At 66.1% G+C, this 25,233-nt stretch carries 22 protein-coding genes; 15 read left to right on the top strand and 7 right to left on the bottom strand.

Annotation, left to right across the window (positions count from 1 at the left end; genetic code table 11):
- Positions 1 to 153: 153 nt before the first annotated feature.
- A complete protein-coding gene (serC, locus tag ABLE94_RS23895; RefSeq protein WP_348810081.1) occupies positions 154 to 1,296 on the bottom strand; it encodes a phosphoserine transaminase in 1,143 nt (380 codons plus the stop codon).
- A 38-nt stretch (positions 1,297 to 1,334) separates the two neighbouring features.
- On the bottom strand, positions 1,335 to 1,892 hold the full coding sequence (locus tag ABLE94_RS23890; protein ID WP_348810080.1) for a hypothetical protein: 558 nt from the start codon (positions 1,890 to 1,892) through the stop codon (positions 1,335 to 1,337).
- A 109-nt stretch (positions 1,893 to 2,001) separates the two neighbouring features.
- Between ABLE94_RS23890 and ABLE94_RS23885 the strand changes: the two genes are divergently transcribed.
- Together ABLE94_RS23885 and ABLE94_RS23880 are read left to right on the top strand one after the other, a co-directional pair.
- On the top strand, positions 2,002 to 2,907 hold the full coding sequence (locus ABLE94_RS23885) for an ABC transporter ATP-binding protein (protein WP_348810079.1): 906 nt from the start codon (positions 2,002 to 2,004) through the stop codon (positions 2,905 to 2,907).
- A complete protein-coding gene (locus tag ABLE94_RS23880; RefSeq protein ID WP_348810078.1) occupies positions 2,904 to 4,562 on the top strand; it encodes an ABC transporter permease in 1,659 nt (552 codons plus the stop codon). The genes ABLE94_RS23885 and ABLE94_RS23880 overlap by 4 nt, the downstream gene beginning before the upstream one ends.
- Positions 4,563 to 4,566: 4 nt before the next feature.
- On the opposite strand, the gene ABLE94_RS23875 is transcribed toward ABLE94_RS23880, so the two are convergent.
- Complete coding sequence (locus tag ABLE94_RS23875; RefSeq protein WP_348810077.1) at positions 4,567 to 4,791, bottom strand: hypothetical protein; 225 nt, start codon at positions 4,789 to 4,791, stop codon at positions 4,567 to 4,569.
- A gap of 520 nt (positions 4,792 to 5,311) precedes the next feature.
- On the opposite strand from ABLE94_RS23875, the gene ABLE94_RS23870 reads away from it, so the two are divergent.
- The 7 genes from ABLE94_RS23870 to ABLE94_RS23840 all read left to right on the top strand — a co-directional run bounded on the left by ABLE94_RS23870 (position 5,312) and on the right by ABLE94_RS23840 (position 13,010).
- On the top strand, positions 5,312 to 5,659 hold the full coding sequence (locus ABLE94_RS23870) for a hypothetical protein (RefSeq protein ID WP_348810076.1): 348 nt from the start codon (positions 5,312 to 5,314) through the stop codon (positions 5,657 to 5,659).
- A 132-nt stretch (positions 5,660 to 5,791) separates the two neighbouring features.
- A complete protein-coding gene (locus ABLE94_RS23865) occupies positions 5,792 to 6,568 on the top strand; it encodes an ATP-binding cassette domain-containing protein (protein ID WP_425476267.1) in 777 nt (258 codons plus the stop codon).
- A gap of 2 nt (positions 6,569 to 6,570) precedes the next feature.
- The gene (locus ABLE94_RS23860; protein ID WP_348810075.1) at positions 6,571 to 8,529 is read left to right on the top strand and encodes a YhgE/Pip family protein; all 1,959 of its coding nucleotides are present in this window, start codon (positions 6,571 to 6,573) and stop codon (positions 8,527 to 8,529) included.
- Between the two features lie 90 nt (positions 8,530 to 8,619).
- Entirely contained in the window at positions 8,620 to 10,026 is a 1,407-nt protein-coding gene (gad, locus tag ABLE94_RS23855; RefSeq protein ID WP_348810074.1) for a glutamate decarboxylase, read from the top strand.
- Positions 10,027 to 10,169: 143 nt separating this feature from the next.
- A complete protein-coding gene (locus ABLE94_RS23850; protein WP_348810073.1) occupies positions 10,170 to 10,880 on the top strand; it encodes a hypothetical protein in 711 nt (236 codons plus the stop codon).
- A gap of 4 nt (positions 10,881 to 10,884) precedes the next feature.
- Complete coding sequence (locus ABLE94_RS23845) at positions 10,885 to 11,916, top strand: AraC family transcriptional regulator (protein ID WP_348803165.1); 1,032 nt, start codon at positions 10,885 to 10,887, stop codon at positions 11,914 to 11,916.
- Positions 11,916 to 13,010: an AraC family transcriptional regulator gene (locus ABLE94_RS23840; RefSeq protein WP_348810072.1), complete on the top strand. Its 1,095-nt coding sequence runs from the start codon at positions 11,916 to 11,918 to the stop codon at positions 13,008 to 13,010. Before ABLE94_RS23845 ends, ABLE94_RS23840 begins: the two co-directional genes overlap by 1 nt.
- Positions 13,011 to 13,040: 30 nt before the next feature.
- Here the strand turns inward: ABLE94_RS23840 and ABLE94_RS23835 are convergent, their stop codons facing one another.
- A complete protein-coding gene (locus ABLE94_RS23835) occupies positions 13,041 to 14,168 on the bottom strand; it encodes a citrate synthase 2 (protein WP_348803161.1) in 1,128 nt (375 codons plus the stop codon).
- Between the two features lie 419 nt (positions 14,169 to 14,587).
- Between ABLE94_RS23835 and pdxH the strand changes: the two genes are divergently transcribed.
- The 3 genes from pdxH (at position 14,588) to ABLE94_RS23820 (ending at position 17,825) form a co-directional block, all read left to right on the top strand.
- Positions 14,588 to 15,283 carry a pyridoxamine 5'-phosphate oxidase gene (gene pdxH, locus ABLE94_RS23830; RefSeq protein WP_348803225.1) on the top strand — a complete coding sequence of 232 codons (696 nt, stop codon included), beginning with the start codon at positions 14,588 to 14,590 and terminating at the stop codon, positions 15,281 to 15,283.
- 92 nt (positions 15,284 to 15,375) lie between these two features.
- Positions 15,376 to 16,644, top strand: coding sequence for an MFS transporter (locus ABLE94_RS23825; protein WP_348803160.1), 1,269 nt, complete (start codon positions 15,376 to 15,378; stop codon positions 16,642 to 16,644).
- A gap of 95 nt (positions 16,645 to 16,739) precedes the next feature.
- The gene (locus tag ABLE94_RS23820) at positions 16,740 to 17,825 is read left to right on the top strand and encodes an isopenicillin N synthase family dioxygenase (RefSeq protein WP_348810071.1); all 1,086 of its coding nucleotides are present in this window, start codon (positions 16,740 to 16,742) and stop codon (positions 17,823 to 17,825) included.
- Between the two features lies 1 nt (position 17,826).
- On the opposite strand, the gene ABLE94_RS23815 is transcribed toward ABLE94_RS23820, so the two are convergent.
- On the bottom strand, positions 17,827 to 18,891 hold the full coding sequence (locus tag ABLE94_RS23815) for an oxygenase MpaB family protein (RefSeq protein ID WP_348803158.1): 1,065 nt from the start codon (positions 18,889 to 18,891) through the stop codon (positions 17,827 to 17,829).
- Between the two features lie 176 nt (positions 18,892 to 19,067).
- Between ABLE94_RS23815 and ABLE94_RS23810 the strand changes: the two genes are divergently transcribed.
- The gene (locus ABLE94_RS23810) at positions 19,068 to 21,179 is read left to right on the top strand and encodes a DUF222 domain-containing protein (protein WP_348810070.1); all 2,112 of its coding nucleotides are present in this window, start codon (positions 19,068 to 19,070) and stop codon (positions 21,177 to 21,179) included.
- Between the two features lie 40 nt (positions 21,180 to 21,219).
- Here the strand turns inward: ABLE94_RS23810 and ABLE94_RS23805 are convergent, their stop codons facing one another.
- A complete protein-coding gene (locus tag ABLE94_RS23805; RefSeq protein ID WP_348803156.1) occupies positions 21,220 to 22,095 on the bottom strand; it encodes a 5-oxoprolinase subunit C family protein in 876 nt (291 codons plus the stop codon).
- A complete protein-coding gene (locus ABLE94_RS23800) occupies positions 22,092 to 22,754 on the bottom strand; it encodes a 5-oxoprolinase subunit B family protein (RefSeq protein WP_348803155.1) in 663 nt (220 codons plus the stop codon). Before ABLE94_RS23800 ends, ABLE94_RS23805 begins: the two co-directional genes overlap by 4 nt.
- 84 nt (positions 22,755 to 22,838) lie before the next feature.
- Here ABLE94_RS23800 and ABLE94_RS23795 point away from each other — a divergent pair, with 84 nt between their 5' ends.
- Positions 22,839 to 23,780 carry a carbohydrate kinase family protein gene (locus ABLE94_RS23795; protein WP_348803154.1) on the top strand — a complete coding sequence of 314 codons (942 nt, stop codon included), beginning with the start codon at positions 22,839 to 22,841 and terminating at the stop codon, positions 23,778 to 23,780.
- A gap of 69 nt (positions 23,781 to 23,849) precedes the next feature.
- The gene (locus ABLE94_RS23790) at positions 23,850 to 25,172 is read left to right on the top strand and encodes a citrate synthase (RefSeq protein ID WP_348803153.1); all 1,323 of its coding nucleotides are present in this window, start codon (positions 23,850 to 23,852) and stop codon (positions 25,170 to 25,172) included.
- Positions 25,173 to 25,233: the final 61 nt, after the last annotated feature.

The raw sequence follows: 25,233 nt of genomic DNA, 5'->3' as shown, positions 1-25,233 counted from the left end.
TCCAGATACTCCCGGACATAGGCTGTGATCTCAGCGATCGTGTAACCAGCACTAATACTCATGTTGTGAACCTCCTCCTCGGAAGTGACTCACACCCAGATTGGCATACAACGGACAGCGCTCACGTGCGCACTGACAGCGCTCGATCACTCCTCAGAGGTGTTCGACGACGTAGTCGATGCTCTCGGTCAGTTTGCTGATGTCGTCGGGGTCGATCGCCGGGAACATGCCGATGCGGAGCTGGTTGCGCCCGAGTTTGCGGTACGGCTCGGTGTCGACCACCCCGTTGGCACGCAGGGCCTTGGCGACCGCGGCGGCGTCGACGTCATCGCTGAAGTCGATGGTGCCGACCACCTGGCTGCGCAATGCCGGATTGGTGACGAAAGGTGTTGCGAATTCCGACTTTTCGGCCCAGTTGTACAGGCGTGAGCTGGAGTCGGCGGTCCGCTTGACGCACCAGTCGAGCCCGCCGTTGGCGAGCATCCACTGGATCTGGTTGTCCAGCAGCAACAGGGTGGCCAGTGCCGGGGTGTTGTAGGTCTGGTTCTTGCGGCTGTTGTCCACCGCGGTGGGCAGCGACAGGAACTCGGGGCACCAGCGATCGGTCTGGGCGATGCGCTCGATCCGCTCGATGGCCTTCGGGCTCATCAGTGCGAGCCAGATCCCGCCGTCTGCGGCGAAGCACTTCTGCGGTGCGAAGTAGTAGACGTCGGTGTCGGCGGCGTTCACCGGCAGGCCGCCGGCGCCGGAGGTCGCATCGATCGCGATGAGAGCGTCGTCGGAGCCCTCGGGCCGCAGCACCGGGACCGCCACGCCGGTCGACGTCTCGTTGTGGGCCCAGCCGATGAGGTCGACGCCACCGAAGTCGTCGGTGGTCAGGGCGGCCGGATCGGGTGCGGTACCCGGATCGGTGGAGATGACCGCGGGGGAGTCCAGGAAGGGTGCCTTCTTGGCGACGGTGGCGAACTTGGAGCTGAACTCGCCATAGGTCAGATGCAGTGAACGGCGATTGATCAGGCCGAATGCGGCGGCATCCCAGAACGCGGTGGTACCGCCGTTGGACAGCACCACCTCATATCCCTCGGGCAGGGAGAAGAGTTGGGCGAGTCCGTCGCGGACCGAACCGACGACGTTCTTCACCGGCGCCTGGCGGTGGCTGGTGCCGAAGACCGACGCGCCGACGTCGACGAGGGACTGCAACTGTTCGGGGCGCACCTTGGACGGGCCGCATCCGAAGCGCCCGTCGGCGGGCAGCAGGTCGGCGGGAATGGTGATCGTGGTGGCGGCGTCGCTCATGGGCGCAATTCTAGGGATGTGGCGGTGGCCACTGCGGGTCACCCCTGGTCTGAACGCGCGATCACGCGGCCCGCGTCCCATCCGGGTGCGTGGCACCCCGCGGGTGGGAGTGGCGGATCGATGCCTGCGGTGACGAGCAGCCAGGCGGCCACGGAGTTCGAATTCCACATCTGGGTGGTGCCGGGTGCCCGGCGACCCCAGGTGAATGCCGGGACCCGCGACGTGGCGTCGATGATCCGTTGCGCGGTGTGGTCGTCACAGGGTATCGGGCACCGCTCCAGTTCGGCGGCCAGGTCAGGGATGAGACCGTCACGCCAGCAACGGATCTCGTACCGGAAGTAGCGAGACCGGCCCAGGAATCGTAGTCCGACGGGGCCGGTGACCCGCACACCACGATCGCCCGGCGGTGCTCCCCAGACCGGCGCCTGCTCGATGACGTACCGCGAGCCGTCGGTGACGACGGTGAGTGCGGCGTGCACCGGTTGCGCGGGCCGCTCGTGGCGGGTCCGGGCGGAGACCGATTCGTAGACACGCCCACATCGGGCCACGACCCGACCACCCGCGCCCAGCGGTATCCAATGCAGTGTGACGCTCATCGTCGACTCCTCATCCATGGGGCGCCGTTCGCAGTAATACTGACCGATGTCCCGGTGCCCGACGTACTCTGCGCCCGATGCCGTTCTCGCCCCCGAGAGGAACCACATCATGACCGACGCGGTCGATCACATTGTCGACGTGGCAGGCCTGACCAAGTACTTCGGTCATTTCCGGGCGCTCGACGGCCTGGATCTTCGCGTCCGCGCCGGTGAGGTGGCAGGTTTCCTCGGGCCCAATGGTTCGGGGAAGTCCACCACGATCCGGGTGCTGCTGGGTGTGTACCGCCACGACGGTGGAACCGTGCGCGTCTTCGGCCTCGACCCGCACGCTGATGCGGTCGCCATCCATCGTCGCCTGGCGTATGTGCCCGGCGACGTCAACCTCTGGCCGCAGCTGACCGGTGGTGAGTGCATCGACGTGCTGCTCTCGTTGCGTGGTGTCCGCGTCGACAGTGGGATGCGGAAGAAGGATCTGATCGAGCGGTTCGAACTCGATCCGACGAAGAAGGCGTCCACCTACTCCAAGGGAAACCGGCAGAAGGTCGCGCTGATCGCCGCCTTGTCCGCCGACGCCGAGCTGCTCATCCTCGACGAGCCGACCTCCGGGCTCGATCCCCTGATGACCCATCAGTTCACCGAATGCGTGCGGGAATGCGCCGCCGCCGGGTCGGCCGTGCTGATGTCGAGCCACATCCTCGCCGAGGTCGAGCAACTGTGCGACACGGTGACCATCATCCGCGACGGCGCGACCGTGCAGGCGGGCACCCTGACCGAACTGCGGCATCTGCGCCGTTCCCGCGTCACCGCGGTGATCGACGGCGCCGCAACGGATCTCGCGGACGTCGCCGGTGTGCACGACTTCGCATCACGGGACGGCGAGGTCACCTTCACCGTCGACGACACCGGCCTGGCCGCGGTGACGCGGGCGCTCGCGTCGCACGACGTGCGGTCGCTGTCGGTCGCCCCACCGAGCCTGGAGGAACTGTTCCTCCACGCCTACGATGAGGAGGTGTGACGCCGATTTCCACCGCCACCTCGTCGGACGCACGCCTCCCCAACCCCCGAATCTCGTTCACCGCAAGGTATTTCAGCGGCTACCGACTGCTGCTGCGGCTCGCCGTCCGGCGTGAGCGCATCATCGCCCCGGTCACCGTGATCATCTTCGTGATCCTGGATCTCGCGACCGCGGCCTCGATCGCATCGATGTACCCGACGGCGGAGAAACGCCGCGAACTCGCCGCCGGCCCCGGCGCCAACTCCGCCTTCCGCTTCCTGCTCGGTGACACGATCCACATCGACTCGACGGCGTCGGCGGTGGTGTGGCGCGCCGGGCTGTTCATGATCGCCGCGGTCGGGGTGTGCGCCGTGTTGATGGTCGTGCGCGGCACCCGGAAGGAGGAGGAGCTCGGGCGCGTCGAGCTCATCCGCGCCGGCGTCGTCGGTCCGCTGGCGCCGCTTGCCGCCGCGGCGACGGTCGCCGCTGCGTTCAGTGTTGTTGTGGGACTGGCGATGTCGCTGGTGCTCATCCCGTTCGGCGGGGGTGGCGTGGCGGTGCTGGTGGTTTTCGCGCAGTACGCCGGCACCGGTCTGGCCGCGGTCGGGCTGGGAATGCTCACCGCGCAGGTGGCGGCGACGAGTCACATCGCCAATCTCGTCGGATCGGCGATAGTGGTCCTCGGCTACCTGCTGCGCGGTGTCCCCGACGCGACGGGAGGCTGGGCCTGGCTGCGGTGGGTGTCGCCGGTGGGCTGGGCCGAGCTGGCCGATCCCTTCGGCGCGGACAACCTCGTGCCGTTCATGGCGTCGCTGGGTCTGCTCGTTCTCGGTGCCGGATCGGCGGCCTGGGTGTCGATGCGCCGTGACCTCGGCGGCGGAATCATCGCGCCACGGGCCGGGCCCGAGGGCACCGCACGGATTCCGACGGTGGAGGCGCTCGCCGCGCGCCTCTCCGCCCCGCTCCTGCGGTCATGGGCGGCCGGTCTGGCGACCTACGCACTCGTCGTCGGGTTCATGCAGCCGTCGGTGGAACAGCTCGCCGAGGGAAATGACGTCTTCCAGCAGGTCCTCACGGCACAACCCGGTGACATCGGGCTCGGCACCGTCTTCGCGGTCACGATGTTGTCGGTGCTGGGCGTCGTCGCGAGTGCCTGGGTGGTCAATCTCGCCGAACGTCTCCGCGCCGAGGAAGCCGGCTCCCGCACCGAGGTGATCCTCGCGACGCCGACGTCACGAGGCCGGTACTTCCTGGCCTCCGCCGCGGTCGCCGCGCTGGGGCTCGTCGTCGTGATCGCCGTCGCCGCCGCGGGCATGGTGATCGGCAACGGCATCGCCGGGGGCGGCTGGGTGACACCCACCGTGCACATCGCGCAGACCGCGGCGGTGCTGCTGCCCGCGGCACTCGTCATCGGTGCGCTGGTCCTCGCCCTGTACGCGTTCCGGCCTGTGCTGGTGCACCTGGGGTGGCCGATCGTGGTCGCCGCGCTGTTCCTCGGCCCGCTGTCGGGAATGTTCGAGCTGCCCCAGTGGGTGTGCGACATCTCGCCGTTCACCCACGTGCCGCTCGTGCCGGTGGAACCGATGCGATGGCTGCCGATCGTGGTGATGGCGCTCGTATCGGCAGCCATCGTGGCCGGTGGATGGTCTCGGTTCCGGTGGCGCGACGTGGGGTGAAGCGTCAGCCGACGAGGCTGTCCTTGACCTCGAGCGCCTTGTCCTTGGCCTCGATACCCAGCCGTGCAACCACGGCGGCCCGGGCAGCCGGGTCGAGTTCGTCGATGGTGTCGGCGATCTTGTCGGTTGCCGCGTCGACGATGGTCTTCTCGCGCTTCAAGAAGACCGCCACCGCGATCACGAGGCCCAAACCGAGGACGATGAGGGCGATCTTGACGTTCTTCGACATGAGTGAAGGTCCTTCCAATCGGGGGGGGGGGGGGGTCACGGCCATCGTGTCCTGAGTTCAGCATGCCCTATCCGGCGGCGGGAGAGGTGGAGGTGCGATCTCGTGACACGCGCCGACCATTTCGGGGACGTGTTGGCATACCGGTCACTCTCCGCTGTCGGGTTGTTGCCGGCCGCATCGTCAAGATCGGGACCGGATGCCGACGAGTTTGTGACATCCGAACAATCGGGGCGTGCAGTCATGATCCACTCATAGAGGTTCGATGTATTGGTCGACAGGACCGGGAATCCTGAATTCCCGATGATTCCTGCCGCACCACGATCGAACCTTTTCTCGTGCTCACAAGGAGTGCGAGTACGGGAGAAATCCCAGGATAACTGGTCCTGGGCAATGTCGTCATCGTGGCAGTTCGATGACCCGTATTGCCGCATCATGTCTCAATTTGAGATGAGTCCGGGTATAGGGACAAAGGTCCCGAGTAAATAGACAATTTTGTGACACCGCGTCTATCATTTGGACCATGGGAGATTCGATGCCGGCCGATGCTCGGACGGTTATCCGCAACGTCAAGGTATTCGATGACATTCGTGATGGTCTCGTCGAGAATGCCGATGTCATCGTCGACGGTTCACATATCGGCGCGGTGTCGACCTCACCCGTCGGGGACGCTCCCGGTCACGGCACCGTAGAGATCGACGGAGGGGGCCGATTCCTCAATCCGGGCATGACCGATGCCCACGTCCATCTCATGGGCGATGCGAGCAACTATCTCGACTTCATCATGGGCGCAACGGGTTTGCTGTTCGTCGACGGTGCCCGATCAGTGATCTCTCCGTCTTCACCGACGCGGACAAGAACATTCCGCTGATCTTGAAAGACGTTGTCGCCGTCAAGAACTCGCTCTGAATCGACGCCACATCCCAGCAGTAGTACATCTCAGAAAATCAGCGAGCAGCGCCCGGCGCGGCCGCCATGCCGAAATGGAGACACTGACGTGACGATCTCCGAAGGGGACGATGCGGTCACCGGGCCGATCGATACCCGATCACTCGGGACCGACGTCCCCACACCCGCGGGTCAGGATGAACCCATCATCGTGGCCGAGGGCATCGGGGTGAAGGCCTCGTGGGGCCACATCTACGGCCCCGTCGACGTCACCGTCCGACCGGGAGGTGTCACCCTGCTGGTCGGTTCCGGTGGTCGTGGCCGGACCGCGTTGTTGCTCACCCTGGCCGGACGGATGAAGCCGACGTCGGGGCGCCTCACCGCGTTCGGTCGTACCAACAAGGCGCACCATCTGTTCTCGCAGGCGGCCGTCGCCGACATCGACGAGGTCGACGAGATCGAGCAGACGATTCGCGTCCACGATGTGGTGACCGAGCAGATCCGGTGGGCCGCACCGTGGTACAAGTGGGTGCCGCAATCCCGGCAGGATGATCTCGAGCGGATCTGCCGCCCGATCTTCGGGGACTACTCACTGCCGTCGATGGACGCCTACGTGGAGGAACTTCCGGAGCTGACCGCTGCACTGTTCCGGATCGCGGTGGCCAACATCCGGCGGCCACCGCTGTTGGTGGTGGGCGGGGTCGATCGACTGACCCGCGTCGACAGTGCCCACAAATTATTGCAGCGACTCGTCGAAGTGGGTCGCGACCAGACCGTGATCACCGCCGACGTCAACGGCGGATTCGCCGACCTACCACTGCGTGACGTGATCACCGTCGACAACCTCACCGACGACGAATTCGTCCGTATCGACCCCGCAGAACGGATCTGACCATGCTTGCCGCATTTTCGCCGGGCAGCGATTTCAAACGGTACTACCGGGGCCGTATGCCCCGACTCGCCCTCCTCGTCATCATCCTCATGCCCCTGATGTACGGCGCGCTGTACCTGTGGGCGTTCTGGAATCCCTTTGACGCGGTGAACAAGTTGCCGGTCGCACTGGTCAACTCCGATCAGGGTGCCACCGTCGAGGGGCAACCGCTCAAGGCGGGCGATCAGGTGGTCTCGGGGCTGATCGACTCCAAACAGCTCGATCTGCACGTCGTCTCCGAGGAGGAGGCCGCCCAGGGCGTCGCCGACGGCAAGTACTACTTCTCGATCACACTGCCGGAGAACTTCAGCTCGTCGCTCGCATCGCCGACGAGTGGGGATGCGCATTCCGCGCAGCTGATCTTCACCTACAACGATGCGACCAACTATCTGGCGACGGTGATGGGTCAGGACGCCGCACTGCAGGTCGTCGAACAGGTCGGCGCGCAGGTGGGGCAGCAGACCTTCGACATCGTCCTCAACGACGTCACCAAATTGCTGCCCAAACTCCACCAGGTGCAGAGCGGCGTCAACCAACTCAACATCGGTATGAAGCAGGCCAACACCGGCGCCCATGAGCTCGCGACCAATCTGGTGACGGCGAAGAACGGTGCCGCCGAACTCGCCGGCGGCCTCGACGAACTCAACACGGCCGTCGATTCGGCGACCACCCCGTTGCTCAATGCCCTCAACGGACAGGGTGGGCTCAGTCCCGCCGAACTGGGTGCGCTCACCAACCGGCTGGCATCCAACACCTCTGCGGCAACCGATGCCCTCAACAGTGCGGCCTCGACCCAGTCGCAGGCCTCGACCGCGCTCACCTCGGTGATCAACCAGTTGCGCCAGAGCGGCGACCCCAACGCGGCGGCCCTGGCGAATGCGCTGGCACCCGTGCAGAGCTTCGTCAGTACCCAGGGGCTCGGACCCGACGCGACGACACAACTGTCGCAGGTGCGGACCGACGCCAACACGCTCAACGCGCAGTTGTCCAACCCGCAGAGCACGCTGCGTACCGCACTCGATCTGTTCCAGAGCGGTCAGTTGCGCAGTGACGTGCAGGCGGCTCAGGCCGCTGCCGGGGAACTCAGTTCCGGTGCAAACCAACTCAGCACCGGACTGGTGGAGCTGAGCGACGGTGCCAACCAACTCGCCGACGGCACCACGCAATTGGCCGCCGGTACACAACAACTCGCGACCGGTGTCGACGAGGGGGTCAAGGCGGTGCCGTCCTGGTCGCAGGAGCAGAAGGATGCTCTGGCGAAGACCCTGGGACAACCGGTGGCGCTCAAGGAGGTCACCCTCAACGAGGCCAAGACCTTCGGCACCGGGTTCACGCCGTTCTTCTTCGGCCTGGCCCTGTTCGTCGGATCGATCATCGTGTGGATGCTGTTCAAGCCACTGCAACCGCGCCCGATCGCCCAGGGACTCAACTCGTTCCGAGTGGTGCTGGCCTCCTACGCGCCGGCCTTCTTCGTCGGATTCCTGCAGGCGAGCATCCTTTACCTGGTCGTCGTGTTCGCCATCGGTCTGCGGCCGACCCACCCGATAGCGACGTTCGGGTTCATGTTGCTGATGGTCGCGATGTTCCAGGCGATGATCCAGATGTTCAACGCCGTCTTCGACGTCGCGGTGGGACGTGTGGTGACGCTTGCTTTCCTGATGATCATGTTGACCTCGGCGGGTGGAATCTATCCGGTGCCCACCACCACCAAACCGTTCCAATACATCCACTGGGTGGATCCGATGACCTACACCGTGACCGGTTTGAGACAGCTGACGGTGGGTGGGGTCGATGACAGATTCTGGTGGGCGCTGCTCGTCGTGATCTCGATGACCGTCGTCTTCCTCGCGATCTCCACGCTGGCCGCGCGAAGAAACAGGCAATACAACATGGATCGCCTCTATCCGCCGGTCGAGGTGTAGGAGGTTCGCGACGACACGACCGATCATTGTCCGACATCCGATCATCGACCCGCTCGACACGTCTGATCCCATCTCTGGAAGGAAAGAGCAATGACCGCACAGCACACCAATGCGCGGACCACCACCAACGAGACCGAATCCCTGACCCTGAATCCGGTGTTCGTTCGTCCGGGTGAGTCGACGGAATACCCGAAGTTCACCATTCCGGACGGAATGAGTCTGCCGGAGACGGCGTATCAGATCGTTCATGACGAGGCGATGCTCGACGGCAACGCGCGGCTGAATCTGGCGACGTTCGTGTCGACGTGGATGGACCCCGAGGCGCGTCAGCTGTACTCGGAAACCTACGACAAGAACATGATCGACAAGGACGAGTACCCCCAGACCGCCGCCATCGAGGATCGGTGCTGGAAGATCATCGCCGACCTCTGGCATGTGCCGGATGTGGACAACTCCATCGGCACGTCGACGATCGGGTCGTCGGAGGCGGCAATGCTGGGTGGGCTTGCGCTCAAGCGGCATTGGCAGGCGCGCCGCAAGGCCGAGGGCAAGCCGATCGACAAGCCGAACCTGGTGCTCTCCACCGCCGTCCAGGTGTGCTGGGAGAAGTTCCTCAACTACTTCGAGGTCGAACCCCGCTGGGTACCGGTGTCGGAGGATCATTTCGTGTTCGACGGACACGAACTCGAGAAGTATGTGGACGAGAACACCATTGGTGTTGTCGCCATCCTCGGTGTCACCTTCAACGGCCTGTACGAGCCGGTGAAGCAGATCGCCGAGAAGCTCGACGAGATCCAGGAGAAGACCGGACTCGACGTCAAGATCCACGTCGACGGGGCGTCGGGCGCGATGGTGGCACCGTTCTGCCAGCCCGACCTGGAATGGGATTTCCGGGTCGATCGGGTCGTGTCGATCAACACCTCCGGACACAAGTACGGCCTCGTCTATCCCGGCCTGGGATGGATCGTGTGGCGCAACACCGACGCGCTGCCGGAGAGCATGGTGTTCCACTGCAGCTACCTGGGTGGCAACATGCCGACCCTGGCGTTGAACTTCTCGCGCCCCGGTGCGCAGGTGCTGTTGCAGTACTACAACTTCCTGCGGTTGGGACGTGACGGATACCGGGCGATCCAGCAGGGGTCGATCGACGTGGCGACGTTCCTGTCGTCGGAGATCGCCAAGCTCGGGCCGTTCGAACTGGTCAGCCACGGCGACACGATCCCAGTGTTCGCCTGGAAGCTGAAGGACGGCTACACCGACAAGTGGAATCTGTACGACCTGTCGGATCGCTTGCGGCTCAAGGGCTGGCTGGTGCCGGCGTATCCGATGGCCGACGGTCTGGCCGACTGGACCCTGCAGCGCATCGTCGTGCGTGCAGGCCTCAGCCACGATCTGGCCGTCGCGTTGCTGCGCGACCTGGAGGGTGAGGTCGCCTTCCTCGACAAGCTCGAGTCGCCGATGCCGCGCGAGGGCACCGGGTCGCACTTCCACCACTGAGTTCGGTACCCCGGAGTTCTCCATCACGGAGCTCTCCACCACGGAGTTCTCCACCACGGAGTTCCCGCCGGTTCCCCGGACACTTGTCCGGGGGACCGGCACCGAAACGGCACAAGCACCAACACGAAGGAGTGCGGGGCGACATGACCACGACGACGGAGATTGCCCGCTGGCGGCGAGCCGTCCTGGTGCCGACACTGACCAAGCAGTGTTGGGGATTCATGATCGGGTCCAGCCTGTTCGCGCTCGGATCGGCGCCGTGGATCGGTCTGTGGATGGGCGCGGCCAACGCGAACATCTGCTTCTTCATCGGCGCATGGTTCTTCACCACCGCCGGTCTCATCCAGTTGTTGCTCAGCGGTGCGGTGACGGTTCCGGTCTCCTACGCGCCGGGCACCATGGTCCGGGCCGAGTGGTTGGCCGCATCCACCCAATTCTTCGGAACCCTGATGTTCAACGTGAGTACCTCCGCCGCGCTCACCGCACACACCCTCGCCTCCCAGAAGCACCTCGTGTGGTCCCCGGACGCCGGCGGGTCGGTGGCCTTCCTCATCAGCGGAGTGTTCGCCATCGTGGCCTACACCCGGGTCAACACCTTCTGGAATCCGTCCGATGTCGGATGGTGGTCGTCGCAGATCAACTTCATCGGTTGCGTGGCCTTCGGTGTGTCGGCGGTCGGTGCCTACATCACCCCGGGCGGCGCCACCGTCGACACCGTGCTCGCCAACTGGGGAACCTTCATCGGCGCGGTGTGCTTCCTGGTCGCATCCCTGATCGTGTTGCCGCAGTGGTCTTCTGGCGACGGACGCGGTGCGGGTCCGGCCCAGGGCCTCGTCTCATCGAGTGGGAAGTGACACCATGTCTGCCGGTGATGACCACCCCGGATTGACCGCCGACTTCGTCCGGTCGTGGCAGTCGCGCATCGGTGCCTTCGATCCGCTCGGGAACAACCCGACCCGGCACATCTACCGGGCCGGACGCGATGGTCTCGCCAATTACATTCCGGCCCTGGAGATCACGCCGATCGGAGATCCGGACGACTTCGAGGAGATCGCCTACTGGCGTCCACTCTCGCAGATCCTGGTCTTCGTGATCCTGACGACTCCGCGAACCACCGCACGCACTGCCGCGACCAACCGGGACTTCCCATCGCCGTATGTCATGGCGGGAACCCAGACCCTGCCGGGCACCGGTGTGGTCCGGCAGGGGGGTCACACCTACACCTATGACGACCCGCAGGGCCTGGTCATGGTGAACAACGAGGACATCTACGCCCACACCTGCCTGGACGTCGCCGACATCGTCGGCGTCTGGATTCCGGTGGAGTTGCTGTACCCGGATCGTGGTCCGACCGTGCAGATGCCGATCATCTCCGCGACGCCTCTCGCTCGTGCGACGGCCCAATTCCTGCGGACCTTCGCCTATGATGTGGCGGTGCGTGGCGCCGACGTCGACCTCAAGGCCGAGATGGCCGCCGTCGACCTGGTGCGTTCCACCATGCTCGATCAGAGTTGCAGCGGCGGCGACGAGGTCGACCGCACCGAGCAGGTGCTGGCGAGCGCTCGCGAGATCGTCGACCGGCATTACCGCGACCCCGCGTTCTCCACCGAGACCCTGGCCAATCTCCTCCATCTGAGTCGTCGTCACCTGTATCGCTACTTCGCCGACACCGACGAATCGCCGTCGGATCTGATCGTGGAACGACGGCTGGCCAGGGCACGTGAACTCCTCGAACGCACCGAGGGGCTCGGTCTGGCCAGCGTTGCGGCCTCGTCGGGGTTCACCTCGGTGGCCACGCTGCGCAACAGGTTTCGGACCACCTACGGCGTCACCCCGGATGAGTATCGGCGAGCGAAGACGGGTCACTCCTCCGCCGATCAGACCTCGTGATGGGCGGACCCCTCCGCGGGGTCGACGGTGTCGGGCGGGAGGGCGAGAAGACGGCCCTGAACGGGCTTGCGCTGCGCAGCGGTGGGCGGGGGTTCACATTGCGCGGGCGGCAGGGACTGGCGGCCTTCCTGCCCGACCTCCGGGTCACCGCGGAGCCGGCCGATCAGTGGGCCGCGGTCATGCACTACCGCAGGTTGAGCGCCCTCGACACGTTCTCGGCGTCGTTCACGCCAAATGTGACCTCACGAACCGATGCGATGATCCGCGACTCCGCTGATCGGCGACTGCTGTTCGCGGTGTGCTCGACGGGGCCCATGGAGTTCACGATCGACGGTCTGGTGACCACCTTCATGCCGGGACAGTTGATCTCGCTCAGCGGGTCGACGCCGTTCCACTGCGAGGTGCGGGCGCGCACGGATCCGGCGGGCCTACTCATCCCGAGTCAGACCATCGGCTCGTCGTTCGATCACATCCGTCAGCCGCTCGTCCCACCCGATCGGCATCAACTGCTGACCCGTGCGACCGCGCAGTTCATCCGTCGCTTCGCCATCGACTTGTCCACCGGATCGCGGACGGTCGACCCACGCACCGAGTGGGCGGTGATCGATCTGGTCCGGTCGATGCTGGATGAGTGTGGCGGCTCCGGCCGCACGCTTGCCGATGATGCCATCCTGGTCCGGGAGGCGACGTGTCAGCTCGTCGAACGGCACTTCGCCGACCCGGAGTTCACCTCGGATGTGATCGCTGCCGACCTCTACATGAGTCGCCGACAGCTGTACCGCCATTTCGACGGCGCCGAGGCGACGCCCGCCGCGTTGATCGCCGCCCGACGCCTGCAGGAGGCGCGGCGGCTCCTGTCGGGTCCCGGGCCGATCAGTATCGACGACGTCGTGGTCCGCTGCGGCTTCACCTCGGCGGCGACGCTCCGCAACCGGTTCCGAGCCGAATTCGGTTTGACGCCAAGCGCTTTCCATGCGGCGCAGAATGCCGGGGACGCGTCCGCCGACAACCCGTCGACGCGGCGGATCGATCGCCCGGGCCGCCCGGTACTCGACGCCCACGACGAGCCGCGGAACCCCTTCGAGCGTGGCTGAGCGTTCGGCACGAATCGCGTCGTGCGGCGGTCACAATCCCGGCTTGACCAGGTCGCCCCACCCTGCCACGTCCTCGGGCCGTCGAGGCGCTGCACCGGTGTAGAGCGCGGCCGGGCGCACCAGCTTGCCGAGTCGCTTCTGTTCCAGGATGTGGGCACACCATCCGGCGGTGCGGCCGCAGGTGAACATGGCGGGCATCATGTGGGTGGGCACCTCGGCGTAGTCGAGGATGACCGCCGCCCAGAATTCGACGTTGGTCTCGATCGCCCGGTCCGGTCGCCGTTCCCGCAACTCGGTGAGCGCGGCCTGCTCGAGGGCCGCGGCGACCTCATATCGTGGAACTCCGAGATCGGCTGCGGTGCGGCGTAATACACGGGCCCGCGGGTCCTCGGCCCGATACACCCGATGGCCGAATCCCATCAACTTCTCCTTGCGATCGAGGATGCCCTTCACCAATGCCCGCGCATCCCCGGTCCGCTCCACCTCCTCGATCATCGGGAGGACGCGCGCCGGAGCGCCGCCGTGCAACGGACCCGACATCGCGCCGATGGCACCGGACAGGGCCGCCGCGACATCCGCACCGGTGGACGCGATGACGCGGGCGGTGAACGTCGACGCATTCAGGCCGTGCTCGGCCGCACCGACCCAATAGGCGTCGATGGCCGCGATGTGTTTGGGATCCGGATCGCCCTTCCATCGCGTCATGAAACGTGCTGTCACGGTGTCACATTCGTCTATGACACGTTGGGACACCGCGGGCTGGTGGATACCCCGGGCCGACTGCGCCACATAGGACAGCGCCATCACCGAGGCGCGGGCGAGATTCGCGCGGGCGGTGGCGTCGTCGATGTCGAGCAGTGGGCGGTAACCCCAGATCGGGGCGAGCATCGCCAGGGCCGCCTGCACGTCCACCCGGACGTCGCCGGTGTGGATCGGCAACGGGAACGGTTCGGCGGGCGGCAGTCCGTCGCCGAATTGTCCGTCGACGAGCAATGCCCACACGTCGGCGAAGGTGACCTTGTTCTCCACCAGGTCCTCGATGTCGACGCCGCGGTAGCGCAGGTTGCCGCCGTTCTTGTCGGGTTCGGCGATCTCGGTGGTGAAGGCCACCACGCCCTCGAGGCCGGGGACGAAGTCATCCGGAACGGTGTTGGCCATGCTGCGCGCACCTTTCTGGCACTGTCGCTGTGCCGAATCGTGCGATGCCGGGCTGGGGCATCGGTCATTCAGGCCATCGGTCATTCAGGCCATCGGTCATTCAAGCCGTCGGTCATTCAAGCCGTCGGTCATTCAGCACTGTAGGACAGCCCATCGGCCGCGGCATACCGGGGAGCGGCGGGGGTCACCGACCGCCGCTCATGCCCGGTGACGAACTCGTCCCGGGCGTCCGCTGGACCCGGCGGTGGTCACAGACGGAGGAACTCGGCGCATCGTCGCCGTGATCCTGGAGTAGCGTTCTCCGCGTGAGCGACGCTGACGGTTTTTCGGCTGAGGGTTTTCCGGCGGAAGGTTTTCCGACGGCGAGTGTTCCGACGGGGGGTATCGGGGCCGGTCGGGCGCCGATCGACCTACCCAACATGCGTGTGGGCTACGGCGGCGGAATCCCGCCCAATGTCGGCGACGGCGATCGTGCCGCCGGTGCCGACGGCGTCCGGGAGAATCTCGATCCGAGTTGGCTGCGCGGCGACCCGCCCTGGCTGGATCTGTTCCACGTCTGGCTCACCGAGGCCGTCGACGCCCGGATTCCGGAGCCGAATGCGATGGTCGTGGGCACCGTCGACGCCGAGGGTCGGCCCGCCACCCGGACAGTGCTGTGCAAGGGGGCCGACGCGGCAGGCGTGGTCTTCTTCACCGGTTACGACTCCGACAAGGGTCGCGACCTGGAGGCCAATCCCTTTGCGTCGGTGACCTTTCCGTGGATCGCACTGGAACGTCAGGTGCATTTCCGTGGTCCGGTGGTCAAGGTGTCGCAACAGGAGACCGAGGCCTACTGGCGGATGCGGCCGCGGGGCTCGCAACTGTCGGGGCTGGCCTCGGCGCAGTCCCGGCCGATCGGCAGCCGGCATGAGTTGGAGGCGCACGCCGCGCAGGTGGCCGCGGAGTTCGGCGGTGCCGACGGGAATGTGGCGGTGCCGGTGCCGCCCGCGTGGGGCGGGTACCGCGTCGAGCCGGTCAGCGTGGAGTTCTGGCAGGGCCGCGCGAACCGGCTGCACAACAGGGTTCGGCTGGATCTGATCGACGGGGTCTGGGAGGCGTCGCGGCTCCAGCCGTGACCGGGTTGCGCGTCGAGATCGCCGATTCCGTCATATCGGACGACCGGCCGTCGGCGACCGAACCCGATCGTGAGCCCGGCTAAAATACCTCGGTGCGTAGCCTTCTCGCCGACACCACCTCGCTGCAGAACCCGTATTTCCGGCGGCTGTGGCTGGCCAACATCGTCACCGTCATCGGTGCCCAACTCACCATCGTCGCGGTGCCCGCACAGATCTACCAGATCACCGGCAGCTCCTGGTATGTCGGTCTGACCGGTGTGTTCGGGCTCGTCCCGCTGGTGGTCTTCGGCCTGTGGGGTGGTGCCCTCGCCGACGTCCTGGACCGTCGTCTGATCCTGGTGTGCACCACGGTGGGTCTCATCGCGTGCTCCGCGCTGTTCTGGCTGCAGGCCGCCCTCGGCGTCGAGAACGTGTGGATCATCCTGGTGCTCTTCGCAGTTCAGCAGGGGTTCTTCGCTGTCAATCAGCCGACGCGCACCGCGGTGCTGCCGCGTCTGCTGCCCAGCGGGCAACTGCCCGCGGCACTCTCGCTGAACATGACGGTGATGCAGGCCGGTGCCATCGCCGGACCGCTCGTCGGCGGGGCGCTGATCCCGGTGCTCGGATACCCGGTCCTCTATCTGCTCGACACCCTCTTCCTGATCCCGACGCTGTGGGCGGTGATCCGGCTGCCGAAACTGCCGCCGGAGAGCGACCAGGCGCCCAAGGTCGCCGGTCTGCGGTCGGTCCTCGAGGGCCTGCGCTACCTGGCCGGACACCGCGTGCTGATGGCCTCGTTCCTCGTCGACCTGATCGCGATGATCTTCGGCATGCCACGCGCACTGTTCCCGCAGATGGCCCACGAGAACTTCGGCGGACCGTCCGGCGGCGGATGGGCGTTCGCGTTGCTGTTCATCGCGATCTCCGCGGGCGCCGTGGTCGGCGGTGTCTTCTCCGGGTGGGTGAGTCGGGTGCAGCGGCAAGGCCTGGCAGTGATCGTCTGCATCCTCATCTGGGGTGCGGCGATCGCAGCGGCCGGCGTGGCGGTCGGCTTCGCGGGCGGTGCGGCGCTGCCGATGCTGCCGATCGTGCTGGTGCTGCTGATGGTCGGCGGCGCCGCCGACATGGCCTCGGCCGCCTTCCGTCAATCGATCCTGCTCGCCGCCGCCAACGACGAGGTCCGCGGCCGGCTGCAGGGTGTCTTCATCGTCGTCGTCGCCGGCGGCCCCCGGATCGCCGACGTGCTGCACGGTGCGGCCGCGGCCACCGCGGGTGTGGCATTGACGACCGCGCTCGGCGGCGTCGGCGTGATCATCGCGACGCTGATCGCCGCGATCGCGATCCCGTCCTTCGTCCGCTATCGCGTCGGCCAGCACGCCTGAGGCTCTCAGACCGCACTGACAGCGCTCTCACCCTCACTGACAGCGCTCAACACACCGTTCACGGCGCTCAGCGAGGCCCTCGGTTCGGTGCGACCATGGGAGCCATGACTGCGACCGTCGAGTCCTCGGTGGATTCCTTCCATGTGCCCGTCATCGACATCACGGCGTACACGGCCAATGGTGATCCGGCCGATCGTGCGGTGGTGGCCGCGCAGATCGACGACGCGGCCAGTTCGGTGGGCTTCATGCAGATCGTCGGCCACCAGGTCCCGGCGGTGGTGCTCGACGAGTTCACCGCGGTGATGGACGATTTCTTCGCGCTGCCGCTCGAGGAGAAGAAGGCCTACCGGACACCGCCGGAGATCAACCGTGGCTATGCCCCGCCCAAGTCGGAGTCACTGTCGTTGAGTCTCGGAGTGGAGTCCGCGGGACGGATGAACGACTTCTTCGAGGCATTCAACGTCGGGGTGGAGGCCCGCGAGTACCCCGCCCTGGCACTGCCCGATGATCACTACGCCGACAACACCTGGCCGTCGGTCGATCATTTTCAGGCGGCGGTGTCCGCGTACTTCGCCGAGGCGCGACGGGTCGCGCGCACCCTGACGCGCATCTTCGCCGATGCCCTGGACCTGCCGCCGGAGTTCTTCGACGCCTACACCGACCACTCACTCGACGTGCTGCGGATGAACAACTACGCACTGCCACCCGGCGAGGTGGACATCGACGGAGAGCTCACCGGCATGGGGGAGCACACCGACTACGGGATCGCCACCGTGCTGTGGGCCGATCAGGTCAAGGGGCTGCAGGTCCTTGATCACCACGGAAACTGGCACGACGTGGCACCGGCCGACGGCGCGCTCCTGATCAATCTCGGCGATCTCATGGCGCGCTGGACCAACGAGCGGTGGATGTCCACGCTGCATCGGGTGAAGCCGCCGATCGTCGACGGCACCATCGAACGGCGACGGTCGGCCGCGTACTTCCACGACGGCAACATCGACGCCACCATCTCGACGCTGCCGAGTTGTGTCGGCGCCGGCAGTCGATACTCACCGATCACCGTCGGTGAGCACATCGGCGCCAAACTTGCCGGATCTCGTGCCGGACAATCCAATCCGTATGCGCAACGTGACGCCGCCCGAGTGCGACAGGCGATGGTGCGCGGCCGCGGGCAACAGTAGGTCAGTCGCCGGTGACCATACCCGGGTACGTTGCCCGACGTGCGGCGTGCACCGGGCAATAGTGAATCGGGTTGTCGCGCTCGGATTCTGAAGGAAGATTGCGCGCCGGGGTCTGCACGAGTGGTGCGTCCTTCGGGACGCGGCCGTTGACACGGTCCCACGCATCGCGTGGACGCGGGTGGCGCAGATACCGTTTCGGGGTGAGCCGGTTCATGACGAGGTTGATCGCCCTGCCCAGCAACCGGAACAGCTTCTCGTCACGTTCGGTCCACGGCAGATTCATCATCTCGCGGATCGGCTCGTCGTAGAACCCGGTGGTCAGCCAGAGGAACGCCTTCGCGTTCCGCGGCGCGATGTGCCGGTGCCAGAGCCCTTTCGGGATGAACGACAAGAACGGCGGCGGGGGCAGCGTGGAGATGTCGAGGACCGTCCGGACCGACTCGTGATCGCGAAGAACATTGCGGCACATGTGGTCCCAGTACTCGAGGAAGTCCTCGTAGGTGTCCGGTACCGGACGCATCGAGACGCCGTACTGTGCGTACCACGCCTTGGATTCCTCGAACAGTTGCCGCTTGTCATCCTCGGTCAGCCACGGCCCGAAACGTTCACACAGACGGACATTGCCGTACCAGAAGGTGGCATGCGCCCAGTAGAAGACGTCCGGGTCGAGTGCGTGGTAGCGCGACCCGTCGGGCATGGTGCCCTTGATCGTGCGGTGATAGTCGCGGACCTCGTGGCCGGTCTCCGCGACGCCGTCGGTGGCGACGGGATCGAAGATGACACCGCTGATCGGATACAACGAGCGCATCAGACGTTCCCAGCGTTCACCGAAGAAATCCGAGTGATCCCAGACGGCCTGGCCGAGTTTCGGATGCATGTTCTGCATCGATCCCGCCCACAGCCCCTGGAACATGCCGGTCCAGGTTCCCCAGGTCTCCCACGTCTTGGATCCCGGTCCCAGCGGGGCGTACTCGTCGCGCGCGGCGTCGGAGGCGGTGGCGTCGGCGACCTCCGAGGCGGTGGTGTCACTCGCGTCGGTGGCGGGGGCGGGCGAAACCTGAGTCATGAGACGAAAGTTTAGAAGCGTCTCATTGGGGTGTCAATGTGGGCGCGCACCGCCCACGGGTGTCCACAGATTCCGGGGTGGGCGTCCTCGTCAGAAGTTTTTGTCGGTGGCCGTCTCTACAATGATGGTCAGATCGAAGAGAGCTTCGACGGTCATCTTGTTCGAGGGGGCGAGGAGTGAGCACCATTCCGTGGAGCGCGCGGATTCGTGGGGATGTGCGTGATGCGTTGCTGAAGCAGGGCCCGTCGCCGTGGCCGGGGTTGCCGCCGGAGTTTCTGTTCGGGGTGGATCCGGATCGGCTGGATCAGCATTCGATCAACGAGGTGCTGGTCGCGATGACCGAACTGGACCGGTGCCGCTCCTATATGGCGTGGCTGGACTCGTACTTCACCGCCTATGTGGTGAGGTGTCTGACCGACCGGCCGTTGGATGAGTCGGCGGAGTACGCGCAGATCGCGGCCGAACACATGTCCCGGACTCGGAATCTCGCGATGGTGACCACCCGGCGGATGCTGGATGAGGCGATCGTGATGGCCACCCGCCTGCCGAAGACCGGGCGGGCATTACGTGAGGGGCGGATCAGTCACAGTCAGTTCCGCACCTTGATCGACCGCACCAACCTGCTCGATCCGGGACCGGCCTTGCATCCGAACACCGCCCTGGTGGATGCGGCGATCGCGGAGCGGTTGTTCAGCAGGCAGGGGCAGTGGCCGGCGACGAGTTTGCGGGACATGGTCGACAAGATCGTCTTCCAGCACGCACCGGACGCGGTGCGGGAACCGCGGAAGCGGAACCTGGACAAGCGGGGTGTGTTCACTCATTTCGAGGGGGATGGGACCGGGGAGATCACCGGCACCATGTCCGCGGAGAACATCACGATCGCGGAGAAGACGATCGCGGCCCTGGCCGACTGCGCCTGCCGGAAGGATCCGCGGACGCGGCGGCAACGTCAGGCCGATGCCATGTACTCGTTGTTGTCGGGGACGCAGTTCGCGTGTGAGTGCGGGCGTGAGGACTGTCCGTCGGTGATCCCGGAGCCGGGGTGTATTCCGGATGTGCAGATCGTGTTGCACGTCATTGCCGATGAGACCACCGCCGCGGCGATCGAGGAACGCCAACGACAACAAGAACAGCAGGAACAGGAGCAGCGGGAGCAGCAGGCGCAGGAACAGCGGAGTTCTGCCGCCGACCGCGAATCCGGAGGTGGTGCAGCCGAATCGGTGGTGCAGGTCCGGCGGCCGGAACCGAAGCCAGAACCGGCTCTTGAGCCCGAGTCGACTGCGGATGCCGCCACCGATGCGGGTGTGGCGCAGATGTCCTTGCTCGAGGAGAGCGGCTCTGACGCGGAGAATGGAACTGCCGAAACGGAACTCGCACGCGGACCCGACACTGAGCGGGAGCCGCCCGCGGATACCCGCGCGGGTGTGGCGCGGATGTCGATGCCCAAGGAGAGCGCTGCTGCCGATGACCGGTGTCCTGATGCGGCGACCGACACCGACCAATCCGACACCGCGCCAACCGGCAGCGAATCATCCTCTGCCGACACCGAATCGGCCGCCGAGACGCCGATCGACGGCAACCTCGGCTACCTCGTCGGGCAGGGCGCGGTCATCCCCGAACAGATCCTCGACCTGATCAGCCGATACCCCACCACGATCCGACGGCTGGTGCCCAGGGGTGTGAGTCCCGAGGACGTCGAACTCCCGTCGGCGTTGCCGTCGGATCCGTACCGGTTGTCGACGGCGTTGGATGAGTTCATCCGGATGCGTCACGGTGAGTGCGTGATCCCAGCGTGCCGAGGTAGTGCGTTCGACGGGGATTGCGATCACGTGCACGAGTACGACCACGAGCATCCCGACCTCGGTGGGCAGACCACTCCCGACGGGCTGAACGCGAAGTGCCGTGGACATCACCTGCAGAAAACGCACTCTCGCTGGCTCGATGATCAGTACCGGGATGAGAACGGCCGACTGGTCACGATTTTCACCACCCCGGAAGGGCTGAACATTCCGGGACCGGCGGAAACCCTCGAAGATTTCTTCGGCGGGCTACGGCGCTACCGGTTCGCCGACCCACCCGCCGCACCACCGACACCACGGGAACCGGGCGTCATCTCGACCAGTAAGCGGGATCGGCTCGCCGCCAAATATGAACGGCGACGCCGCGAACGGGAACGCAACCGCGCCCGCATCGCCGACGGCGTCGACCCGTTGAACCCGCCACGCCCACGACGACGCAAGAAGCGATACCCCGTCGTGCCCGATGACGGCGCGCCACCACCCTTCTGAGGTGTCGGCGTTGACGGTGTCAGCGTTGACGCCCGCGGTATCAGCGCGCCCGGAAACGAAGGAGGTCTCCGGCCACAAGCTGGGCTGCCTGCGACAGCGCCGCCGCCGTCAGCACGGCGACGACCGGATAGCCGCCGGTGACGGGATGGTCGGCGAGAAAGATCACCGGCCGCCCTCCGGGCGGGATCTGGATCGAGCCGTGCGCAACGCCTTCCGACAGCAGTTCCGGCAGTTCGGTTCGATGCTCCAGAAGTGGTGCGGCACTGGACTCCGGCCGAACCAATCGCACCCCGACGCGGTCGGCCTCGGCGCTCGCCTCCCACACCCCGGTGAAGAGGATCTCGTGGCTCACCACATGCGCATGCCGTGGCCCGGTGACCGCATCGAGTTCCACCACCTGGTGATGATGGTCGGTGCGGACCGGCGCGAAGGTGGCCGCCGGCCACGCCGACGCGGCGTTCCCGACGGGCAGGGTGTCACCGGCGGCGATGGCGGGTGGGCCCAGTCCGGACAACGTGTCGGTCGACCGGGACCCGAGGACCGCCGGTACATCGATTCCGCCCCGCACCGCGAGATAGTTCCGGCATCCCCAGGTCGGTGCAGAAATACTCAGTATCGCACCGGGTTTCACGGTGGCCATCACGCCGAGGCCGATGGGAGCATCATCGATCATGACCCGTGTGGCGGCGCCGGTGACCGCGATGATCGTCTCCCGGTCGGCCCGAATCCGCAACCCGCCCAGCGTTGTCTCGATGACCGCGGCCGACTCATGGTTTCCCACAAGGCGATTGGACAGACGTAGTGACACCAGGTCGGCGGCGCCGGACACGGGGACCCCGAGATGGGCGTACCCCGAGCGCCCGAGATCCTGGATCGTGGCCAGCGGACCGGGGGTGATGACCTCGAGTGTGCTCATCGCCGGATCTCGTCCGCCTCGAACCGGACCAGCGTGCCCGGCGCGAGGAGCGACGGTGGTGTCGCGCTCTCGTCCCACACGGTGATACCGGTGTGCCCCAGCAGGTTCCAGCCGCCCGGACTCGACCGCGGATACACCGCGCTGTAACCGGCCGCGATGGCGACGGCCCCGGAGGGGACCCGGGTGCGTGGCTCGCTGCGGCGGCGCACCCGGGTGAGGGGATTGTCGGCATCGTCGTCGGGAACCAGATAGGCGAAACCCGGGGCGAATCCCATGAACTGCACCCGCCAACGGGTGCGCGTGTGCAATGCGATCACCCCGGCAACCGTCGTGCCCACCTGTTGCGCCACGTCGTCGAGGTCGGCGCCGTCATAGCGGACCACGATCCGTACCTCGTCGACCGGATCGCCGGAGCCCACCTCATCGCGGCCCGCGCCCCGTAGTACGCGGGCGATGCCCAGCGAATCCGCGCCGGAACCCCCCTCGAACTGCACCAGGACGGTCGTCGCACTGGGCACGATCTCGGTGAGGGTCGACAGGGCTCCGGCCGAATGTGCTTGCCGGAGAACGCTCTCGGCGTGCCGTACCGCGAGGGTGGGGTCATCGTCGGCGGAGAAGTCGAGCAGCACCGCATCGGGACCCGCGGGCAACTCGTTCATGTCAGCCGAATCTAGCACCCCGGGATGGCACACTGGGTCTGCAGTGAACGGGATGGCGGGCGAGGTGAACGCGGGAGTGGCTGGATGAGAGAGATCGTCGTCTGCGGCGAGGCGCTCGTCGATGTGGTCGCCACCGGCGCCCCGGCACCGAGTGGTAGGCTGCCCGCGCTGCAACCCGCGCTCGGCGGCGGCCCGTTCAACGTCGCCGTCACGCTCGGCCGCCTCGGGAGCGCGGTGTCGTTCTGCTCGGCGGTGTCCACCGACGACTACGGCGAGGCGATCGTCTCGGCGTTGGGACGCAGCGGTGTCGGCACCACCCTCGTGCAGCGTCGCGCCGAGCCGACGTCGCTCGCGCTGGCGACGATCGGCACCGACGGGGCGGCGCACTACTCCTTCTACGTCGACGGCACCGCCGACCGCCTCGTCGCCGACCCCGGCCCGTTCGCGCCGACGGTGTCGGCGGTCTGCTTCGGCACCCTCTCGCTGGTCCTCGAGCCCGGTGCGTCCGTCTACGAGCAGGTGATGCGACGCAGCCGCGGCGAGGGTCGTCTCGTCGTGCTCGATCCGAACATCCGTGCCGCGGTCATCGACGATCCGGACGCCTATCGGCGTCGGTTCGCGTCGTGGGTGGAGGCCGTCGACATCCTCAAACTCTCCGACGAGGATGCGCGGTGGCTGGCGCAGGGTCCGCACGGCACCGGTCCGCAGGATTGGTTTCGCGCGGGGGTGAGCGTGGTCTTCGTGACGGCGGGTTCGGCGGGCATCGACGTCGTCACCGCCGCCGGGCAGTCGCGCGTCCCGGCCCGGGCGGTGACCGTCGTCGACACCATCGGTGCAGGTGACAGCATCATGGGTGCGGTATTGCATCAACTCGACCGGTGGGGTGCGTTGGCGCCGACGGCGGTCGCCGAACTCTCGCCGCAGCAGTGGGAGGACGTCGCGCGGTTCGCCGTGGAGGTGGCGGGAATCACGGTGTCGAGGCCGGGGGCAGACCCTCCGTGGGCGAGCGAGCTGCGAAGCGACTAGGTTAGGTTACCGAGAGTCCTGAAATGGACGAGTTCTAGAGATCTCGCATCTGAGCGAAGGGGTCCACGAGTGTCCGCTGAAACAGTCCCGGCCGATAAGCAAAGCGAATCGGACTCGGCAACATTCACCTATCCCGGTGGGCAACTTGAGCTCCCGATCCTGAAAGCCACCGAGGGCAGTGACTCGGTGGCATTGGGCAAGTTCCTCTCCGAGACCGGTCTGACCACCTTCGACGGTGGTTTCGTCAACACCGCGTCGACGAAGTCGGCCATCACCTACATCGACGGCGATGCGGGCATCCTGCGCTACCGCGGCATCCCGATCGATCAGCTGGCCGAGAAGTCCACCTTCATCGAGGTGAGCTACCTGCTCATCTACGGTGAGCTGCCGACCCCGTCGCAGCTCGAGGAGTTCACCACCAAGATCCAGCGGCACACCCTGCTGCACGAGGATCTCAAGCGGTTCTTCGACGGCTTCCCGCGGAACGCACACCCGATGCCGGTGCTCTCCAGCGCCGTCAACGCATTGAGCGCCTACTACCAGGATTCGCTGGATCCGAAGGACCCCGAGCAGGTCGAACTGTCGACGATCCGCCTGCTGGCCAAGCTGCCGACGATCGCGGCCTACGCCTACAAGAAGTCGGCCGGTCAGCCGTTCCTGTACCCGGACAACTCGCTGAGTCTCGTCGAGAACTTCCTCCGGATGACCTTCGGCTTCCCGGCCGAGCCCTACGAGGTCAATCCCGAGGTCACCAAGGCCCTCGACATGCTGTTCATCCTGCATGCCGATCACGAGCAGAACTGCTCCACCTCGACGGTGCGTCTCGTCGGATCGTCGCAGGCCAACCTGTTCACCTCGATCTCCGGTGGCATCAACGCGCTGTGGGGTCCGCTGCACGGTGGCGCCAACCAGGCGGTGCTCGAGATGCTCGAGGACATCAAGAACTCCGGCGGCGACACCAAGGAGTTCATGACCAAGGTCAAGAACAAGGAAGCCGGCGTGAAGCTGATGGGCTTCGGACACCGCGTCTACAAGAACTACGATCCGCGCGCGGCGATCGTGAAGAAGACCGCCGACCAGATCCTCACCGATCTCGGTGTGCACGACGATCTGCTCGACATCGCCAAGGGCCTCGAAGAGGTGGCGCTGTCCGACGACTACTTCATCGAGCGCAAGCTGTACCCGAACGTCGACTTCTACACCGGCGTCATCTACCGGGCGATGGGCTTCCCGACGCGCATGTTCACCGTGCTGTTCGCGCTCGGCCGTCTGCCGGGCTGGATCGCGCACTGGCGTGAGATGAACTCCGACCCGAGCGGCAAGATCGGCCGTCCGCGTCAGCTCTACACCGGCTACACCGAACGCGATTACGTCGGCCTCTCCGATCGCTGAACGATCTCCGATCGCGTAACGATCTCTCTGACCGACACCCACCAGACCGACGACTCAAAGG

It is taken from the genome of Gordonia sp. VNK1 (assembly GCF_040049135.1).
Lineage (GTDB): Bacteria > Actinomycetota > Actinomycetes > Mycobacteriales > Mycobacteriaceae > Gordonia > Gordonia oleivorans.
Note: the sequence above shows the minus strand (reverse complement) of the source record. Positions and strands in the feature narration are given on the sequence as shown.

Bases quoted from the DNA above. Each gene is read 5' to 3' on its own strand.
- pdxH (WP_348803225.1), top strand. From the start codon at position 14,588: ATGCGTGTGGGCTACGGCGGCGGAATCCCGCCCAATGTCGGCGACGGC.
- ABLE94_RS23890 (WP_348810080.1), bottom strand. From the start codon at position 1,892: ATGAGCGTCACACTGCATTGGATACCGCTGGGCGCGGGTGGTCGGGTC.
- gad (WP_348810074.1), top strand. From the start codon at position 8,620: ATGACCGCACAGCACACCAATGCGCGGACCACCACCAACGAGACCGAA.
- ABLE94_RS23795 (WP_348803154.1), top strand. From the start codon at position 22,839: ATGAGAGAGATCGTCGTCTGCGGCGAGGCGCTCGTCGATGTGGTCGCC.
- ABLE94_RS23845 (WP_348803165.1), top strand. From the start codon at position 10,885: ATGTCTGCCGGTGATGACCACCCCGGATTGACCGCCGACTTCGTCCGG.
- ABLE94_RS23860 (WP_348810075.1), top strand. From the start codon at position 6,571: ATGCTTGCCGCATTTTCGCCGGGCAGCGATTTCAAACGGTACTACCGG.
- ABLE94_RS23815 (WP_348803158.1), bottom strand. From the start codon at position 18,891: ATGACTCAGGTTTCGCCCGCCCCCGCCACCGACGCGAGTGACACCACC.
- ABLE94_RS23885 (WP_348810079.1), top strand. From the start codon at position 2,002: ATGACCGACGCGGTCGATCACATTGTCGACGTGGCAGGCCTGACCAAG.
- ABLE94_RS23840 (WP_348810072.1), top strand. From the start codon at position 11,916: ATGGGCGGACCCCTCCGCGGGGTCGACGGTGTCGGGCGGGAGGGCGAG.
- ABLE94_RS23805 (WP_348803156.1), bottom strand. From the start codon at position 22,095: ATGAGCACACTCGAGGTCATCACCCCCGGTCCGCTGGCCACGATCCAG.
- serC (WP_348810081.1), bottom strand. From the start codon at position 1,296: ATGAGCGACGCCGCCACCACGATCACCATTCCCGCCGACCTGCTGCCC.
- ABLE94_RS23835 (WP_348803161.1), bottom strand. From the start codon at position 14,168: ATGGCCAACACCGTTCCGGATGACTTCGTCCCCGGCCTCGAGGGCGTG.
- ABLE94_RS23870 (WP_348810076.1), top strand. From the start codon at position 5,312: ATGGGAGATTCGATGCCGGCCGATGCTCGGACGGTTATCCGCAACGTC.
- ABLE94_RS23850 (WP_348810073.1), top strand. From the start codon at position 10,170: ATGACCACGACGACGGAGATTGCCCGCTGGCGGCGAGCCGTCCTGGTG.
- ABLE94_RS23875 (WP_348810077.1), bottom strand. From the start codon at position 4,791: ATGTCGAAGAACGTCAAGATCGCCCTCATCGTCCTCGGTTTGGGCCTC.
- ABLE94_RS23820 (WP_348810071.1), top strand. From the start codon at position 16,740: ATGGGAGCCATGACTGCGACCGTCGAGTCCTCGGTGGATTCCTTCCAT.
- ABLE94_RS23800 (WP_348803155.1), bottom strand. From the start codon at position 22,754: ATGAACGAGTTGCCCGCGGGTCCCGATGCGGTGCTGCTCGACTTCTCC.